Source organism: Motiliproteus sediminis, from assembly GCF_017912535.1.
Classification (GTDB): domain Bacteria; phylum Pseudomonadota; class Gammaproteobacteria; order Pseudomonadales; family Balneatricaceae; genus Motiliproteus; species Motiliproteus sediminis.
Window position 1 is genome coordinate 635,422 of the sequence record NZ_JAERQK010000001.1, and the last position, 18,859, is coordinate 654,280.

Consider the following 18,859-nt stretch of genomic DNA (forward strand, 5'->3'; position numbering starts at 1 on the left):
ATTCCTTTATCTAATTCGATCTAACGGGGCTCTGCCGCGGCCCGTTAGCCGTTGAGGGCATCGTTAACCAGCTTCTCTTGTTCCTCGACGTGCTGCGACATATAGCCGGAAGCCGGAGCTGCCGATGCCGGACGTGCAGAAACATCGAGATAGAGTTTCGGGTTCAGTTCATGCAGCACGCTGCGCATGTGGTGCTGACTACAGTACCAAGCACCCTGGTTGAGGGGCTCTTCCTGACACCAGACCACCGACTTGACATTGCTATAGGGCTTGAGCGCCGTCATCAGGTCCGCTTCAGGGAACGGATAGAGCTGCTCCAGGCGCACAATAGCGACGTCTTCAATACCCAGCTCTTCGCGCTTGTTGTAGAGGTCGTAGTAAACCTTGCCACTACAGAGCACAACGCGCTTGACCTTCTTCGGTGCCAGATCGTCCACCTCGGGAATCACGGTCTGGAACGAACCATCACACAGCTCTTCCAGAGTAGAGATCGCTTGCTTGTGGCGCAGCAGGCTCTTCGGTGACATCACCACCAGCGGCTTACGTAGCGGACGGATCACCTGACGGCGCAGCATATGGAACACCTGCGCAGGAGTCGTCGGCACACACACCTGGATGTTGTGCTCGGCACACAGCTGCAGGTAACGCTCCAACCGCGCCGATGAGTGCTCCGGCCCCTGCCCTTCATAACCATGCGGTAGCAGCATGGTGAGACCGCACAGGCGCGCCCACTTGTGCTCACCGGAGGTGATGAACTGGTCGATCACCACCTGGGCACCGTTAGCGAAGTCGCCAAACTGCGCCTCCCAGATCACCAGCGCGTTGGGCATGGTAGTCGCGTAGCCGTATTCGAACGCCAGCACCGCCTCTTCCGACAGGAAGGAGTCATGGATGGTCATGCGTGGCTGGTCGTCGGACAGATTCTGCAGCGGCACAAAGGTGGACGCGTCCTTCTGGCTATGCAGCACCGCGTGGCGGTGAGAGAAGGTGCCACGCCCAACGTCCTGACCCGTGAGACGAACCGGATGGCCTTGTGCCAGCAAGGTAGCGTACGCCATGGTCTCGGCGAAGCCCCAGTTGATCGGCATGGCGCCCTGACCCATCTTGACGCGATCTTCGTAGATCTTCTGCACCTGACGCTGAACCACGAAACCTTCCGGAATCTGGGTCAACTTATGGGACAGATCCTTGATCAGCTCGGCATCTACCCGGGTATCACAATCGTGGGTCCACTCATGGCCCAGATACGGAGTCCAGTCTACGAACAGCTCTTTATTCGGCTCGCTGACCAAACTGTTGACCACATGCTGGCCATCTTCGAGCGACTGGCGGTAGCTGGCCTCCATCGCCTTGTTTTCTTCATCGCTGACCACGCCCTCGGCGATCAGCTTGGCGGCGTAGAGCTCACGCGTAGTCTTCTGTTTCTTGATCTGCTGATACATCAGCGGCTGGGTGCCGGACGGCTCGTCCGCTTCGTTATGGCCGCGGCGACGGTAACACACCAGATCGACCACCACGTCTTTATGGAACTCGTTACGGTAATCCAGCGCCAACTGGGTCACAAAGCGCACGGCTTCCGGGTCGTCACCGTTAACGTGGAAGATAGGTGCCTGAACCATCTTGGCAACGTCGGTACAGTATTCGGTCGAGCGGGAGTCTTCACGCTTGTTGGTGGTAAAGCCAACCTGGTTGTTAACCACGATATGAATGGTACCGCCGGTCTTGTACGCCCGGGTCTGCGACATCTGCAGGGTTTCCATCACCACGCCCTGGCCTGCGAAGGCCTGGTCACCGTGGATATTGACCGGTACTACAGTACTGCCAACAGTGTCTTCGCGACGATCTTGGCGAGCGCGTACCGAGCCCTCGACCACCGGCGCAGAGATCTCCAGGTGGGATGGGTTAAACGCCAATGCAATGTGCACTTCGCCACCTTCAGTCATCACGTTGGACGAGAAGCCCTGGTGGTACTTCACGTCACCGGATGTTTCCAGCGTGCGCTTGCCTTCAAACTCTTCGAACAGTTCGCGCGGATTCTTGCCAAAGATATTAACCAGCGTATTCAGCCGGCCACGGTGGGCCATGCCGATAACAACTTCTTTGGCGCCCTGCTTGCCTGCGCGCTGTACCAGGGTATTCAGTGAGACTATCAGCGATTCGCCCCCTTCCAGCCCGAATCTTTTGGCACCGGCGTAGCGCGAGGCCAGATACTTCTCCAGACCCTCGGCAGCCACCAAGCGTTCAAGAATCATGCGCTTCTTCTCTGGCTCGTCCTCCGGGTGCGAGCGAACCGGCTCCAGGCGCGACTGTATCCAGCGCTTCTCCTGGGTATCAACGATGTGCATATACTCGGCGCCGATAGTAGCGCAGTAGGTCAGCTTCAGGTCGTCGATAATAGTTTTAAGCGGCGCTTCTTCCGGGCCAAAAAACAGTGAACCCAGTTGGAAGGTGGTATCCAGGTCTGCTTCAGACAGCTCGTGGAAGCGCAGATCCAGATCGGGCACCTGCTCACGCTCGGCCAGTCCCAACGGATCAAGATTAGCGACCTGATGACCACGAACCCGGAAGGCGTTAATCATGCGCAGCACACGAACCTGTTTCTTCTCGTGCTCAGAGCTTACGCTGGAGACGGGAACAGGGTGCGACTTGCGCTGATTTTTGGACAGATACAGAAAGTGTTCGCGGATGGCAGAGTGAGGAACGTCTTGAGTGACGGTTTCCTGCACCCGGGGGAGTTTTTGAAATTCTTCACGCCACTCTGGTGGGACAGCGTTCGGATCTCGGAGGAAGATCTCGTAAAGCTCTTCGACGTAGGCCAGATTCCCACCGGAAAAGTGGGAGCTTTTCCACATCAGCTCCATTATGCCTTCTTGCATTTAGACGACCCTGTACATAGGGAGCAGGCGCCCAAAGGGCAACCCATATTTCAACGACTGACGAAGCGCAATCCGGCCGTGCCGGGCCCGCTCGGGGAACGCCGCCCCCTGATTCATAGTTGCTTTTGTCTAGTTATGGCGAATACCGCAAACCCGCGGGGGCCAACACGATATTCGGCGCCAAGTCTACAGGACTTGAGGGCCTGTAAATATAATGCTTTCTACTAACAAACTAAAGGCGATTCCGCCCCGCAAGCCTATATTTCAGGCAAAAAAAATGGTGCGCAATGCGCACCATTTTTTCGGTCCGGTTCAGGTTGCCTGTTGAAGCAACATATTCCGGATTTTTCCGATCGCCTTGGTGGGGTTGAGCCCCTTGGGACAGACATTGACACAGTTCATGATGCCGTGACAGCGGAACACGCTGAACGGGTCATCAAGCTCAGCCAGACGCTCACGCGTAGCGGTATCACGACTGTCGGCCAGGAAGCGGTAAGCCTGCAGCAGACCTGACGGCCCGATAAACTTATCCGGATTCCACCAGAACGACGGGCAGGAGGTGGAGCAGCATGCACAGAGAATACACTCGTACAGACCATCCAGCTCTTCACGCTCTTCGGGCGACTGCAGACGCTCGATCGCCGGTGCCGGCGTATCGTTGATCAAGTACGGCTTGATCTTCTCGTACTGCTTGTAGAACTGGCTCATATCCACGACCAGATCGCGAATTACCGGCAGTCCCGGCAACGGACGCAAAACCAGCTTGTCGTCCTTCACTACCGCCGACAGCGGTGTGATACAGGCCAGGCCGTTAACGCCGTTGAGGTTCATACCATCGGAACCACACACCCCCTCACGACAGGAGCGACGGTAAGCAAGACTGGGATCCTTATCCTTCAGCAGCTGAAGCAGATCCAGCACCATGATGTCTTTCCCACCCGGGATATCGATATGGATATCCTGCATGTAAGGCGCATCATCGACCTCGGGATTGTAGCGATAAACACTTACCAGCATGTCATAACCCCCTTAGTAGGTACGCGCTTTGGGCGCGAAGGCTTCAACGGTCTTCGGCGCGAAGTTAACATCACGCTTGCCAACGCGCTTCTCACCCGGGAAGAACAGGGAGTGCTTCAGCCAGTTCTCGTCATCACGCTCGGTAAAGTCGTTACGCGCGTGTGCGCCCCGACTCTCTTTACGCTCTTCAGCGGCAATCGCAGTCGCTTCAGCCACCTCCATCAGGTTGTCGAGCTCAAGAGCCTCGATCCGCGCAGTGTTGAAAGCCAAACTCTTATCTTCCAGATAAGTATTTGCAACCCGCTCGCGCAGCTCTTTCAGCATACCCAGACCTTTCTGCATGCTTTCGCCGTCGCGGAATACACCAAAATACAGCTGCATGGTCTTCTGCAGATCAGCACGAACCTCAGCCACTTTTTCACCAGAGGTGCTGTTATTCAGGCGATCCAGACGAGACATGGCAGCCTCAAGGTCTGATTCGCTGGCATCCATTGCCGAGTAACCCTCTTTGAGAGTCTTCTCGATCTGGATACCGGCAGAGCGGCCGAATACGACCAGATCCAGCAGCGAGTTTCCGCCCAGACGGTTAGCGCCATGAACAGAGACACAAGCCACTTCACCACAAGCGTAAAGACCGTCGATCTCGACATCGTTGCCGTTGGCATCGACGCTCAGCGCCTGACCGCCCACATTAGTGGGAATACCACCCATCATGTAGTGACAGGTCGGCACAACCGGGATCGGCTCTTTAACCGGATCGACATGAGCAAAGGTCTTGGATAGCTCACAGATACCAGGCAGACGGCTATGCAGCACCTCTTCGCCCAGGTGATCCAGCTTCAGGAACACGTGATCCCCCTCGGGACCGCAGCCGCGACCATCGAGAATCTCGAGCACCATGGAGCGCGCAACAACGTCACGGCCGGCCAGATCTTTGGCGTTCGGTGCGTAACGCTCCATAAAGCGCTCGCCATCCTTGTTGATCAGGTAACCACCTTCACCACGACAACCCTCGGTCACCAGCACACCTGCACCAGCGATACCGGTCGGGTGGAACTGCCACATCTCCATGTCCTGCGCCGGGAAACCGGAGCGCAGCGCCATACCCACACCATCGCCGGTGTTGATCAATGCGTTGGTGGTTGACTGGTAGATACGGCCAGAACCACCAGTAGCCAACACGGTCGCAGCCGCCTTGATATAGACGGTTTCACCAGTTTCGATACAGATAGCAATACAGCCAACCACAGACCCCTTGGCGTTTTTAACCAGGTCTACGGCGTACCATTCATTAAAGAAGGTGGTCCCTGCTTTCAGGTTGGCCTGATACAGGGTGTGCAACAGCGCGTGACCGGTACGGTCGGCAGCTGCACAGGTGCGGGCAGCCTGACCGCCCTCACCGAAATTCTTGGACTGACCACCAAACGGGCGCTGGTAGATGCGACCGGACTCGGTACGGGAGAACGGCAGCCCCATGTGATCCAGTTCAAATACCGCCTGCGGACCCACGCTACACATGTACTCGATAGCGTCCTGGTCACCGATATAGTCGGAACCTTTAACGGTATCGTACATGTGCCAGCGCCAGTCATCATTGGGATCAGCACTGGCGATTGCGCAGGTAATACCACCCTGGGCAGATACTGTGTGAGAGCGCGTCGGGAAAACCTTGGTCACACAGGCGGTTTTCAGACCTGACTGAGCCAGCTGCAGTGCCGCGCGCATACCCGCGCCGCCGCCGCCAACCACGATAGCATCAAAGCTAAGCGTACGAAGTTTAGACATTACTTATAATCCCCAAAGAACCTGAACACCCCAGACCAGATAGGTAAACATCGCGGTACCGCAGATTACCTGAAACAGGAAGCGAGGGCCGGTGGGCTTGATGTAGTCGGTAGAGACACTCCACAGACCGATCCAGGCATGCGCACCCAGGGAGAGCAGCGCCAGCAAGGTAAACACCCGCATCCAGGTCTGATCAAAGAGTGCGCGCCACTGTTCGAAATCCAGGCCCGGATTAAACAGCAGGTAACACAGAACAAAGAGACTGTAGACGCCCAGCAACACCGCGGTGGCGCGCTGAATCATCCAGTCATACAGGCCGCTACGACCAAAGCTTGTGATTGTAGTTACCATATCCACACTCCTGACAGAACAACAGCGGCAACACCGGCACCCAAGGTAACCTTGGCAGCCAGACGGCCGGACTCAAGCTCTTCACAGTAGCCACAGTCCATCACCAGGTGCTTAACGCCAGCGAACAAATGGTAGAGCAACGCGGATACCAGGCCCCAGGCAATCAGCTTCGCAAAGAAGCTGTTCTGGAACATATCGGCAACGGCGTCAAAGCCCTGCTGAGACTCCAGCGACAGGTCGAACGCAAACAGCATAAAGGCAACTCCCACGAAGAGAATCACACCTGTGATGCGGTGCAGAATCGACGAAATCGCCGGCAAAGGTTGTTTGATCGTACGAAGATCGAGATTTACAGGTCTAGTTTTATTCACGGCTCTAATTCACACTCTCTTGGCTCCCTCTCAGGGAGCTGATTAGAAGGACGTGCTAAAGAGTTTCGAAGGGCTGCTTTCGACTTGCGAAATCCTTTCCACCCCCCAGAACTTCGCCGCGGAAGTATATCGATTCCGCCCCGCAAAAACAACGAACCCAGTTGTAGACCAATGGTCTAACCCGTGTTTATCCGACCACCCCACTCCGATTTACTTTCAACTAATTGGGAATACCTGTACCGGCAAATTGGCCCGAAAATTCGCTCATGCTGCGCTGCGGTAGTACGGCTTTTGGTGTAATTGACTTTGGGTTTTTTGACTCTATAGTGGTTGGGTCATTTAATCCGAGCCTCACCAAACAAGTGAGTAACTACCCAGCTCGCAACGAGGTTGTCAATAAAATAACGCGACTGATAGGAGCCATTTATGGCTGATAAAAAAGCATATCTGAAGGTAGACGGCATCGACGAAACCATTGAGCTGCCAGTGCTACACGGCACTGAAGGCCCGGACGTTGTTGACGTACGCGCCCTGGTCAGCAAAGGACTGTTCACCTACGATCCTGGTTTCATGTCTACAGCGGCTTGCGATTCTGCCATCACCTACATCGACGGCGGAAAAGGAATCCTGCTGCACGGCGGTTACCCCATCGACCAACTGGCTGAAAAGTCAGACTACATGGAAGTCTGCTACCTGCTGCTGAATGGTGAACTGCCAAACGCCGAGCAGAAAGAGAAGTTCGTAAGCACGGTTAAAAACCACACCATGGTGCACGAACAGCTGAGCCATTTCTTTAACGGTTTCCGTCGTGACGCTCACCCCATGGCCATCATGTGCGGTGTGGTTGGCGCCCTGTCTGCGTTCTATCATGACTCTCTCGACATCGATAACGAGCATCATCGCGAAGTCTGCGCCTACCGTCTGGTTGCCAAAATCCCGACCATTGCGGCCATGTGTTACAAGTACTCTCTGGGCCAGCCGTTCATGTTCCCGCGCAACGACCTGTCGTACGCTGAGAACTTCCTTTACATGATGTTCGGCACTCCGTGCGAGGAGTACAAACCCAACCCTGTTCTGGCCAAGGCGATGGATAAAATCTTCATCCTGCACGCCGACCACGAGCAGAACGCTTCCACTTCTACCGTACGCTTGGCTGGCTCCTCTGGCGCCAACCCGTTTGCCTGTATCGCCTCCGGCATCGCGGCCCTGTGGGGTCCGGCTCACGGTGGTGCCAACGAAGCGGTACTGAACATGCTGGAAGAGATCGGCGATGCCGACAACATTCCAGAGTTCATCGCCAAAGCTAAGGATCCCAACGACCCCTTCCGCCTGATGGGCTTCGGTCACCGGGTTTACCGCAACTTCGACCCCCGCGCCAAGGTGATGAAAGTCTCCTGCGACGAAGTACTGAAGGAGCTGGGACTGGAGAACGACCCGCTGCTGAAGATCGCCAAGCAACTGGAACAGATCGCACTGGAAGACGAATACTTCGTCGAGCGCAAACTGTACCCGAATGTCGACTTCTACTCCGGCATCATTCTGAAGGCGATCGGTATCCCTACCAATATGTTTACCGTCATCTTCGCGCTGTCACGTACCATCGGCTGGATCTCTCATTGGAACGAGTTCCACTCCAGCCCCAACAAGATCGGCCGTCCGCGCCAGCTGTACACCGGTCCGACCATGCGCGACTATCCGGGCTAACCCGCCCCTCGCGTAAAAAAGGCCGCTATGAAGCGGCCTTTTTTTGTTTGCTCCGGACGGATCAGTCCTCGGTGCCCGGATGCAGATGGTGCTGGTACTCCTCCACCTGGGTGGTAAGCTCCAGCCACTCATGCAACGATTTCACTCCCAGTGCCTTTGCGGCAATCTGGACGCCTTCCATCAACTCTTCGCCATCCCAGTCCTGCAGGATTTCCGCTAGCGATTCGCCAGCATTCGATTGTTGATCAGCCATACCTAACCTCATTGAGTATTGCTTACAGTCTAGTCAGGGTGGCGAATTTCCCAACATTGATGAATGCGGCTGTTGCGCGCAAAGTCCTTGTCCAGTGTACGCGGAGTAACGTCAGTGATATCGAACGCAGCCAAGGCATCATAATCGAGCTTAAACCGCCGCAGGTTGTTGGAAAACACCAGCAACCCGCCAGAGGCCAACAGAGCCATAGCTCCCTCGATCAGCGCGACATGATCGCGCTGAACATCAAGCACCCCCTGCATCCGCTTGGAATTGGAAAAACTGGGCGGGTCCATGAAAATCAGATCGAACTGGCCACTCTCCGTTTGCAGCCAGCGCAACACATCCGCCTGCACCGTTTGATGCAGCTTGTCGCCCAAGCCGTTCAGTGCAAAATTTTTACGCGCCCACTCGAGATAGGTATGAGACAGGTCGACACTTACTGAACTGCGTGCCCCACCAAGCGCTGCATGAACCGTCGCCGCCGCTGTGTAGCTGAACAGGTTGAGGAAGCGCTTGCCGCCGGAGTTCTGACCCAGCCACAATCGGATCGGACGATGGTCGAGAAACAGTCCGGTATCCAAATAGTCATGCAGATTCACCAGCAACCGCGCTGCGCCCTCCTCAACGTCAAAGAACTGTTCGCGCGCATCCTGGCGCTGATACTGCGACTTACCGCTCTGGCGGCGCCGTTCTTTGAGCACCACATGGTCTGCCGGCACTGCCAACACGGAGGGAACAACCGCCATTACTTCCTGCAGCCGCTCCATAGCCTTGACCGGATCGACCGATGCCGGTGCGGCATACTCCTGCACATGCACCCAGTCGCCGTAACGATCGATGGCCACCGCGTATTCCGGCATATCGGCATCATAAACCCGATAACAGCTGATACCCTCTTTGCGTGCCCACTTGTCTAAATTACGCAGGTTTTTACGAAGGCGGTTGGCGAACATGCTGTCCACTGCCGCGCCCTCACCCGGCTTAGCATCAGAGCGAGCGGACCGAATAACCCGTTCCTCTTCAACGCGAAACAGCAGCAGCTTGCTTGGAATCGCGCCGTTAAACAGCTTGTACTGTTTGACGGCCCGCAAGCCGACAGCCTTACCCAGCTCGGGGTTACCGGTAAAGACACCGACCTGCCAGCCCGTAAAATGGCATTTCAGCGCCTCACCCAGATGCTGATAGAGGTAGGTAATGACCGGAACGTCAGAAAGTCGCTCACCATAGGGAGGGTTGGTCAGTAGCAGCCCTGTGGGTAGCTCAGCTTTATGGGTCAGCGGCTTGAGCTCAGCCAACTCCCGCTGACTAACCCGAATAAAACGCTCAAGCCCTGATCGCTTGATATTGCCGCGTGCCGCGTTGACCGCATCCGGGTTGGCATCATAGCCGTGAATCTCCAACGCTCCTGCGACCAGCGCCTGGTCACGCTGTGCGGCGGCCTCTGCCCTCAGCGCCTGCCAGGCCTGGTTGTCATGACCCAGCCACCGCTCAAAGCCAAAGCGGCGACGTTGCAACCCGGGAGCGATATCAAGCGCGATCTGTGCCGCTTCAACCAGCAGGGTTCCCGAACCACACATGGGGTCGATAAAGGGCCGCCCCTCTGCGGCCAACTGCGGCCAATCACAGCGATAAAGCAATGCGGCAGCCAGATTCTCTTTTAACGGCGCGGCAGCACCCGCGGTGCGATATCCGCGCCGGTGCAAACTGTCACCTGACAGGTCGAGGCTCACCTGGGCCTTACCCTTATGCAGATGCACCTGTATCCGCAGATCGGGCATATTTTTATCAACCGACGGCCTCTGGCCGGTTTCGTCACGGATCTGGTCAACAATCGCGTCCTTGACCTTCAATGCACCGAAATGGGTGTTGCGAATACCCCGTCCCATCCCCTTGAAATCAACCGTGAGCGAGCCGCTGGGGCGCAAGTGGTCAAGCCATCGGACCTGCTGAACGCCAGCATAAAGGCCATCAGCATCGTTGAGCTCAAACCGAACCAGCGGCATCAAAACCCGGTTTGCCAGACGTGACCACAGGCAGACGCGATATGCCACTGACAAGTCTCCGTCAAAATAGACGCCGGCAACGGTCTGTTTGCTGCTGTGGCAGCCCAGTCTGCCCAGCTCCTGCTGCAGCAGATCCTCCAACCCTTTGGGACAGGTGGCAAAATAGGCGTGTTCGGGTGTAGGCGTGGTCAAGGTGAGCTTCCTGAGCGGGTATGTATCAAGCCGCGGATGATAGCATCAAGAACGAATAAAACCGATTGCTGCGCGGCAGCGTGAAGATCTCGCGAGTAGTCCCAAGCTTTGTATTAATTATTTTCACGCGTTTGCAATTATTGACAAGCGAGGCTCAACGTACTGTTTTCATGACTTTTTTATTACTGAATTAAACAAGGAATGGCCCAACGGCAAACAAACGGTCGTTCGATTGGGTCGACAGCGCTCGGCTAATTAGATACAAGAAAAGAGCTGAGACCTGATCAGCCATGCGTTAGGCGGTGCGCCGCCAGCAGTTCTCGCCGCATGTATAGACCGAGTTAATAAAGATCACTAGAACAAACGAGGCTATAACTGAATGAAGAGACAAAAACGCGATTTAACATCACGTGCCTATGTACGGGGATACCGTGCCGGGCGAGCAGGAAAATCCAGAGATCTGTGCCCCACCGAAGTCAACCAAACCCGCGAACAGTGGATGAGTGGCTGGCGTCAGGGTCGATCGGACTATTGGGATGGCTATCAAGGCGTATCAGGTTTGCATTGCGCACCGACCATTCCCTGACACCGTCATTTTTCAGGAGTAGAAAACAAAGCCCGCTTGATGCGGGCTTTGTTTTTGGCCGTCAGGCACGGCCGGCAATCGCACCGGCTGCTTCGGCGATCAGCGGCGGTCCGCGATAAATGAAGCCGCTGTACAGCTGGATCAGTGACGCCCCTGCGGCGATCTTTTCGCGCGCCGAATCGCCATCGGCTATACCTCCCACCCCGATGATGGGCAGCGCCCCCTGCAAGGCATCTGCCAGCCGGGCAATCACATGAGTGGACTTGCCACGTACCGGATCACCGCTCAAACCGCCCGCTTCCCCCGCGACGCTGGAATGCTCAACGCCTTCACGCGACAGAGTGGTGTTGGTTGCGATGACTGCATCCAGCTCATGCTGGCGCAAAGCCTGAGCGACCAGGTCGATCTCTTCATCGCTCATGTCCGGCGCAATTTTCACCGCGATAGGCACGTAGCGACCATAAAACCGGGCCAGGCGCTGCTGCTCCGTTTTCAGTGCAGCCAATAATTCGTTCAGCGACTCGCCAAACTGCAGGTTCCGTAATCCGGGGGTATTGGGCGAGGACACATTGACAGTCACGTAACTGGCGCGACTGTAGACTTTGCGCAGACAGAGCAGGTAATCCTCGGTGGCGCGCTCCACCGGGGTATCGAAGTTCTTGCCGATATTGATACCCAGCACGCCGTCGAAACGACTTTTATCGACCTGTTGCAGCAGGTAGTCCACACCCTTGTTATTAAAGCCCATGCGGTTAATGATCGCGCGCCGCTCGGGGATCCGGAACAGGCGCGGCTGAGGGTTGCCCGGCTGCGGACGGGGCGTCACCGTGCCGACCTCAATAAAGCCAAAACCAAGGGCAGCCAGCCCGTCTATGTGCTCGCCGTTTTTATCCAGACCGGCAGCCAGACCGACTGCGTTGGGGAAGGTGATACCCATGACGCTCACCGGCGCATCCACGCGCTTGCAAAGCAGCTGGCTGAGACCGGTCAACTCCAGCGCATCCAGACCGCGCAACGAGAGGCTATGTGCTGTTTCCGGTTGAAGACGAAACAACAGGGACTGCAGGGTGGAATAGTTCATCGACAAGGCTCCGGCAAATTCAGCTGCGGATTATACGCAAAGCCTTTAGCGATGCTAACCGGTCACGCGATTTTATCGATCCGTTGAAACTTTCCGGCCGAGTCATAGCTGATCGAGAAACTACCGTAAATCCCATCACGCCCGACGTAGGGCCGCAGTAACGCAGCGGGAAAGCGCACCCGGCGGCCATCCCTGGCGCGACAGGAAACAGCGCCGGCCTCGCCCCGGTAGTAACGCAGGTACTCGTCAGGCGAAATACGGATATCAACGATAATCTGCTGCACGACTCGAACTACTGTATTGGACCGGAGATACTCAGGAGGCGCTGCAAGGGAGTTCGCAGCGTTCAGCCAGTTCAGCAAGTTCCCGGGTAGCTACGGTAAAGATCGCGTAGTCGGGTTCTTCCTGCTGTTTAAGGTCCGCCAGCATAGCCAGCCAGCGTTCGACCGGCAAGCGGTTACACTCGCTCCATTGGCGAAAACACCCGGCGACGCCCTGTTCGCGGGCGCAGCCGATAATGGTTGTGGCCAGCGAACGAACATGCACATCGATCTCATCCCGATAGGATTCTCGCGCTTTAGCTTGCCAGCTACTGGTGACCCGCAGGCCATCCACCTGTCGTGAAAACCAGAACACATCCAGCTGCTCGCCAATCATGCAGTAAACCTCCACCACATCACTCAATTCAGCGCCGGTTTCCTTTGCTACTTCAATAATGGCAAGCCCTACATAGAGCCCGTCCACGCTGGCCAACTGCCGCGCCAGGGGATCCGGCACGCCAGCCTGATTGAAAAAATAAAACCGGTCACGCCACTTCTGCGCCAGCCCTCCCTGCAACCACTCGCCCAGATTCTCGGCCAGTTCCCGCATCGGCGCTGCAAAACGCTCCAGCTCCGCCGGTGTATCCAGTGGCTCACCGCGGCTACGTAGCAGCCAGCGCCCTGCACGCCTGACCAGCCGTTGTAGTTCACTCATCATCCGCAGCTGCACTTCGGCATCGATAAGATTATCCAGCGCCTCGATCTCCGCCCACCAGTGCGGCATGCGATAGATGGTGCGGGCAACCATATACGCCTGCGCAGCGCCGATCAACGAGGCACCGGCCGAGCCCCGCATGCGCGACACGAAAGTCACTCCCATATGGTTGACCAGTTGATTGGCCAACTGCGATGCAATCAGCTGTTCGCGCAACCGATGGCTGGTCAATGCGTGCGGATAGTCGCGCGCCAGACCTGCAGGGAACGCCGCTGCCAGCGCGTCATTCATCAACGGATCATCACTGACCGCCGCAGTCGCCAGCGCCTCTTTCAGCTCCGCTTTGGCGTATGCCACCAGTACTGCCAGTTCGTTACGCGTCAGGCTTTGGCCCTGTTGCTGCCGCACCTCCAGCTCATCATCGGCGGGGATCGCTTCCAACTCTCGTTCCAGCAATCCACGCTGCTCCATCTGCGAAATCAGATGACGATATTCGATCATCCGCTGCCTGCACTGCTGATCGGCAATACTGATCGCCTGGGTTTGCCGATAGTTGCTCTCCAGCACCAGCTCGGCAATCTCGTCGGTCATGGCGCGCAACCGCTGGTTGCGTTGTTTGACGGTGAGATCACCACGCTCCACCAGTGCATCCAGCATGATTTTGATATTTACCTCGTGGTCGGAACAATCAACGCCACCGGCATTGTCAACAAAGTCACTGTTACAAGCCCCACCAGCAAGGCTGAATTCGGTCCGAGCCCGCTGGGTCATACCCAGGTTGCCGCCCTCGCCCACCACCTTGCATCGCAGTTGGCTAGCATCAACACGCAACGCGTCGTTGGCCTTGTCGCCAACATCTACGTGGGTTTCAGCACCACTTTTTACATAGGTACCGATACCCCCGTTCCAGAGCAGGTCCACCGGCGCCTGAAGCAGCGCGTGAATCAACTCGGTCGGTGCCATCTGCTTTGCCTGCAACCCGAACCGTCGCTGCATCTCTGCGGAGATCGGGATCGATTTGGCTGTACGATCAAACACCCCGCCGCCGCTGGATATCAGCCCGCGGTCGTACTCATCCCAACCGGCCACCGCCTTGAACAGTCGCTGACGCTCGGCGAACGCTGCAGCGATATCCGGTTCAGGGTCAACAAACAGGTGGCGGTGATTGAAAGCCGCTACCAGCTGGATACAGGGCGACAGCAACATGCCGTTGCCGAACACGTCCCCGCCCATATCGCCAATACCGATTACAGTGAAGGGCGTACGCTGGATATCGACGCCACGTTCACGAAAATGGCGCTGAACCGATACCCAGGCGCCACGAGCCGTGATCCCCATTGCCTTGTGGTCATAGCCTTCACTGCCACCGGAGGCGAACGCATCCCCAAGCCAAAAGCCATACTGTTGCGCCAGTTCGTTGGCAATATCAGAGAAGGTTGCCGTGCCTTTGTCGGCCGCCACCACCAGATAGGGATCATCACCATCATGACGCACAACATCAGCAGGGGGGACCACTTCGCCAGCTACCAGATTATCGGCAAGGTCCAGCAGGCCACCGACAAACTCCCGATAACTGGCTATCCCCTCATGCTGCCGTTGGGACGGCGTCAGTCCGTCCAGCGACCGCTTACAGACGAAACCACCCTTGGCTCCGACCGGCACAATGACCGCATTCTTGACCTGCTGTGCCTTGACCAGCCCCAGCACTTCGGTGCGATAGTCTTCGTTGCGATCAGACCAGCGCAGCCCGCCACGGGCCACTGGGCCATTGCGCAGATGGACCCCCTCGGTCTGCGGCGAGAACACAAAAATCTCGGAATAAGGTACTGGACGCGGCAGCTCGGCGATTGAGCGGGGGCTGAATTTGAACGCCAGACAGCGCTTGAAATTGCGGTCGGCATCACGCTGATAGTAGTTGGTGCGTTCGATGGCACAGAGCTGTTGCAGATAGCGCCGCAGGATTCGGTCCTGGGTCAGGCTTTCCACGCCGTCGATCGCTTTCTCAAGCGCCGCCACCAGTTTGTCAGCAGCCTCTTGGCTGGCAGATTCAGGCTCAAACCGCGCATGGAACAACCTGACCAACCGCCGGGTGATCGATTGCTGCTGTCGCAGGGCGGCGGCAATCGCCGCTTCACTAAAGGCAAACCCTGTTTGCTTCATGTAAGCGGCCATGGCACGCAGTAGCACCACTTCGCGCCAGCCCAACTGAGCGCCCAGCACCAAACGGTTAAAAGAGTCGCTGTCCGCCAACCCCTGCCAGATACACTGAAACGCTTCTTCGAAATCCTGCCGCAGCAACTCCAGCTCCACTACCACTTGCTCGTGTGGCTCCATACGGAAATCGTGGATCCACACGGATACTCCGGCCTGCTGAATCTGGTAGGGGTGCTCATCGATAACCCGCAACCCCAGATTCTCCATGATCGGAATAATGTCCGACAAGGGCAACGGCGAGCCACAGTGAAACACCTTGAAGTTCAGCTGCTGGTCACCCTGGTCGAGCGGGCGGTAAAAACTCAGCGCCAACGGATGCTGCTCGGTCAGCGCGAGCAGGGTTTGCATATCTGCAACCGCACTACGGGGCGAAAAATCCTCGCGATATGCGACCGGAATCCCACCCTCCAGGCGTTGCAACGCACTAACCCCGGCCTCCTCTCCCATCGCCTCGATCAGCAACTGAGCGAACTGCTCATGCCAGCTGCGGGTCACCTGAACAATGCGCTGGCGAATAGGCTCGATATCCGGCTCATTAATCCTGGCTTTAGGATCCAAGTGGAGGATGAACTGGGTGCGAGCCAGGATCGACTCGGAGATAAAGGTATTGAACTCCACCTCCGAGGCATCCAGTTCTTCACACAACACCTGCTGAATCCGTTTGCGCAGATCGGTGTTGAAGATATCCCTGGGGGTAAAAACCAGCACGGAATAGTAGCGCCCCAGCGGATCGCGACGAAAGAAGCTCCGCACCTGGCGGCGTTCATGGATATGCAGAATCGCCACTACGGTGTGATAAAGTTCATCCTCGCTGCTTTGAAACAGATCATCACGGGGGTGCACCTCCAGAATCTGCCATAGTGCCTTGTGATCATGACTGCCGGGGTGCAAACCAGCGCGCTCGATCACCTGCCGCACCTTGTGCCGAATCACCGGGATCTGACGCGAGCTCTGGAAATAAACCGCCGAGGTGTAGAGGCCGACAAAGCGATGCTCGCGAACCAGGTCACCGTCATCGCCATACTCGCGCACGGCGATAAAATCGGCGTAGGCCGGGCGATGCACGCGCGCCCGTTTGGGCGACTTGGCAAAGCAGATCAGCTCGCTTAACCCTCGCTGTTCCGACTCGTCCAGCGCCTGTCCCAGCGTTGGAGTCCGCCCCGAGCGGCGGCGTAACAGCCCCAAACCCGAACCGCGAACCGGGGTCACCCCGGCCTCCTGCCCGTGGCTGGGTTCATAGGCACGATAACCCAGAAAGGTGAAATGGTTATCCAGTAACCAGTCGAGAAACGCAACCGCCTCACCTCGGGCAAACGGATCGATCCCCTGCTTGCCGGCAGCAATACGTTGGCGCAGCGAGCGGGTCGCTTCGACCATGGGCGCAAAGTCATCGGTCACCAGCGCAACTTCAGCCAGCACGTCGCGTAAAGACTGCTCCAATGCAGCCAGCTCGTTGAGATCGGTACGCCGGTTAATCTCCAGTACAATGAGCGACTCGATATGTGGCGAGGGCTTGTCGCCTGCCGGTTCCATATCCAGCAGCATGCCCTGATCGTCGCGCCGCACCGCCATGATGCCGTTGGCAATACTGTGAATGGTCATCTCACGCCGGTTGATTTCCATTCTGATCGAGTCGATCAGGAACGGCATATCGGCAGACAACACCATGATGACGGTGTGTGCCGATTGCCAGCCATGTTGATCAAAGTGGGGGTTGAACACACGAATCCTGGGGTCGCCTCCCCGATACTGTTCGAACAACCGCCAGGCTTCCACCGTACTGCCGTACAGATCATCAAGGCTGCGCTCGGCCAACTCCTGTGCCGAAACCGATCGACAGAGATAGAGCGCAAACCGACACAACGGATCATCCTCGGTGATCCCGAAACCGTTGCAAAGCCGCTGCAATAAACGGTCGATACTGGACTGTCGCGTGGTTTCCTGTCCGTGCATGGCGCCCCCCGCCGAAGAAACGTGATTTGGCTCAAGCTGATGGGGAAAACAATTGACTGAAGAATAGCAGCACAGGTTTACTTGGGTATTGTCCTCGGGACAAGCGCTCGAACAGCCAACAATAACAACGGATATCTGTCGTGAGCACACCCGTCCAGCCGCCCTGTTCAGGCTCCGAACCGAACGATCCAGCCCTGTCTTATCAGACACTGTTTCAAGTCTGCCCTGTTCCCATGCTCGTCCATCGGACCGACGGTACAACGATAGCCTGCAATGAACGCTGCGCCGATCTGCTGCAGCGTTCAGTGACCGAACTGACCGGCATTCAGATGGATGAACTGGTTGCAACCATCGATGGCCAGCCATTGCTGCCTGAATGGCAGCAGGTCTGTGATGGCAAACGCCTGGTGCGGGAGGTTTCGCTGCGTAAGCACACCAGTGGAATGCAGATAGAAGCCGAATTACAGTCCCAGGCCATCGGCAGCGAGGCATCTCCGCTGATCGTCACCACGCTGCAACCCCTTGGCCGTAGCCAGCACGCGGAGCAGCGCCTGGAAGACAACCTGCGCTTTGTACATGACTTTTTTGACACCATCCCCTGCCCGGCTTTCTACAAAAACCAAGAGGGCATCTACCTTGGCTGCAACAACGCGTTCGCCCAACAGATACTGGGGATCAGCGCCGCCGAACTGATCGGCCATTCGCTGTTCGACCTGCCCGAGTATATCCCGCCGGAACTGGCGCAGATCTATTACGACCATGATCAGAAGTTGTTCGCGCAGGGCGGCCACCAGATCTACGAAACCAAAGTCCAGTGCGCCGATGGAGTGAAGAGGGACTTTCTGTTTTCCAAGTCGACCTTCGCCGATCGTCACGGTGCGGTAGCAGGCCTGTGCGGCGTGATGATTGACCTGACCCAGAAAGCCGAAGCCGAGGCCGCGCTGATCACAGCCAACCGCGAGCTGCAGCGCCTCAGCCAGATCGACCCATTGACCGAAATAGCCAACCGTCGCAACTTTGATCTCGCGCTGGACGAGCATTGGCAGCGTCAGCAACAGCAGGCCCAGCCGCTGACACTGATGATGATCGATATCGATTTTTTCAAGAACTACAACGACCATTACGGCCACCAGGCCGGGGACCGCTGCATTCGCCAGGTCGCGCGCGCTCTGGCGTCACAGCTGGTGCGTCAGGACGACCTGGTGGCGCGCTACGGCGGAGAGGAGTTCGCCTTGCTGCTGCCCGGGGCAGACCGGGAGAAGGCCTTGGCCATTGCCGAGCGGATTCGCACCGCCGTGGAAGGCCTGCGAATAGAACACCGCCGTTCGGGCAACGGCGCATCGCTGACCGTCAGCATCGGTTTTGCCAGTCTGATACCCCGCCGGGGGCAGCAGGCGACAGCATTGCTGGGGTTGGCAGACAAAGCACTGTACGAAAGCAAACGTCAGGGACGAAACTGCGTCACCGAAGGCTCCGACCTGTTCCCGATCTAGGG

General features: G+C 57.0%; 13 protein-coding genes. 3 read left to right on the forward strand and 10 right to left on the reverse strand.

The genetic code is table 11. From position 1 onward, the window contains the following. Positions 1-44: 44 nt before the first annotated feature. From JJQ76_RS03110 to sdhC, 5 genes are all read right to left on the reverse strand, one after another. Positions 45-2,876 carry a 2-oxoglutarate dehydrogenase E1 component gene (locus JJQ76_RS03110; RefSeq protein WP_210395195.1) on the reverse strand — a complete coding sequence of 944 codons (2,832 nt, stop codon included), beginning with the start codon at positions 2,874-2,876 and terminating at the stop codon, positions 45-47. Between the two features lie 312 nt (positions 2,877-3,188). After that, positions 3,189-3,893, reverse strand: coding sequence for a succinate dehydrogenase iron-sulfur subunit (locus tag JJQ76_RS03115; RefSeq protein WP_210395196.1), 705 nt, complete (start codon positions 3,891-3,893; stop codon positions 3,189-3,191). A gap of 12 nt (positions 3,894-3,905) precedes the next feature. Continuing rightward, entirely contained in the window at positions 3,906-5,678 is a 1,773-nt protein-coding gene (sdhA, locus tag JJQ76_RS03120; RefSeq protein ID WP_210395197.1) for a succinate dehydrogenase flavoprotein subunit, read from the reverse strand. A 3-nt stretch (positions 5,679-5,681) separates the two neighbouring features. After that, the gene (gene sdhD / locus JJQ76_RS03125) at positions 5,682-6,029 is read right to left on the reverse strand and encodes a succinate dehydrogenase, hydrophobic membrane anchor protein (RefSeq protein WP_210395198.1); all 348 of its coding nucleotides are present in this window, start codon (positions 6,027-6,029) and stop codon (positions 5,682-5,684) included. Next, a complete protein-coding gene (sdhC, locus tag JJQ76_RS03130) occupies positions 6,023-6,400 on the reverse strand; it encodes a succinate dehydrogenase, cytochrome b556 subunit (protein WP_210395199.1) in 378 nt (125 codons plus the stop codon). The genes sdhD and sdhC overlap by 7 nt, the downstream gene beginning before the upstream one ends. 426 nt (positions 6,401-6,826) lie before the next feature. Between sdhC and gltA the strand changes: the two genes are divergently transcribed. Next, the gene (gene gltA, locus JJQ76_RS03135) at positions 6,827-8,104 is read left to right on the forward strand and encodes a citrate synthase (protein ID WP_210395200.1); all 1,278 of its coding nucleotides are present in this window, start codon (positions 6,827-6,829) and stop codon (positions 8,102-8,104) included. Between the two features lie 61 nt (positions 8,105-8,165). On the opposite strand, the gene JJQ76_RS03140 is transcribed toward gltA, so the two are convergent. Next, entirely contained in the window at positions 8,166-8,357 is a 192-nt protein-coding gene (locus JJQ76_RS03140) for a hypothetical protein (protein ID WP_210395201.1), read from the reverse strand. Between the two features lie 29 nt (positions 8,358-8,386). After that, positions 8,387-10,555, reverse strand: coding sequence for a bifunctional 23S rRNA (guanine(2069)-N(7))-methyltransferase RlmK/23S rRNA (guanine(2445)-N(2))-methyltransferase RlmL (rlmKL, locus tag JJQ76_RS03145; protein ID WP_210395202.1), 2,169 nt, complete (start codon positions 10,553-10,555; stop codon positions 8,387-8,389). 379 nt (positions 10,556-10,934) lie between these two features. On the opposite strand from rlmKL, the gene rmf reads away from it, so the two are divergent. After that, complete coding sequence (gene rmf / locus JJQ76_RS03150; protein ID WP_210395203.1) at positions 10,935-11,141, forward strand: ribosome modulation factor; 207 nt, start codon at positions 10,935-10,937, stop codon at positions 11,139-11,141. Positions 11,142-11,202: 61 nt separating this feature from the next. Here the strand turns inward: rmf and JJQ76_RS03155 are convergent, their stop codons facing one another. The 3 genes from JJQ76_RS03155 to JJQ76_RS03165 all read right to left on the reverse strand — a co-directional run bounded on the left by JJQ76_RS03155 (position 11,203) and on the right by JJQ76_RS03165 (position 17,364). Beyond that, the gene (locus JJQ76_RS03155) at positions 11,203-12,222 is read right to left on the reverse strand and encodes a quinone-dependent dihydroorotate dehydrogenase (RefSeq protein ID WP_210395204.1); all 1,020 of its coding nucleotides are present in this window, start codon (positions 12,220-12,222) and stop codon (positions 11,203-11,205) included. Between the two features lie 62 nt (positions 12,223-12,284). Beyond that, positions 12,285-12,506 carry a DUF2835 domain-containing protein gene (locus JJQ76_RS18095; RefSeq protein ID WP_210395205.1) on the reverse strand — a complete coding sequence of 74 codons (222 nt, stop codon included), beginning with the start codon at positions 12,504-12,506 and terminating at the stop codon, positions 12,285-12,287. A 31-nt stretch (positions 12,507-12,537) separates the two neighbouring features. Next, positions 12,538-17,364: an NAD-glutamate dehydrogenase gene (locus tag JJQ76_RS03165; RefSeq protein WP_210395206.1), complete on the reverse strand. Its 4,827-nt coding sequence runs from the start codon at positions 17,362-17,364 to the stop codon at positions 12,538-12,540. A 140-nt stretch (positions 17,365-17,504) separates the two neighbouring features. Here JJQ76_RS03165 and JJQ76_RS03170 point away from each other — a divergent pair, with 140 nt between their 5' ends. Continuing rightward, positions 17,505-18,857, forward strand: coding sequence for a sensor domain-containing diguanylate cyclase (locus JJQ76_RS03170; protein WP_210395207.1), 1,353 nt, complete (start codon positions 17,505-17,507; stop codon positions 18,855-18,857). Positions 18,858-18,859 lie beyond the last annotated feature (2 nt).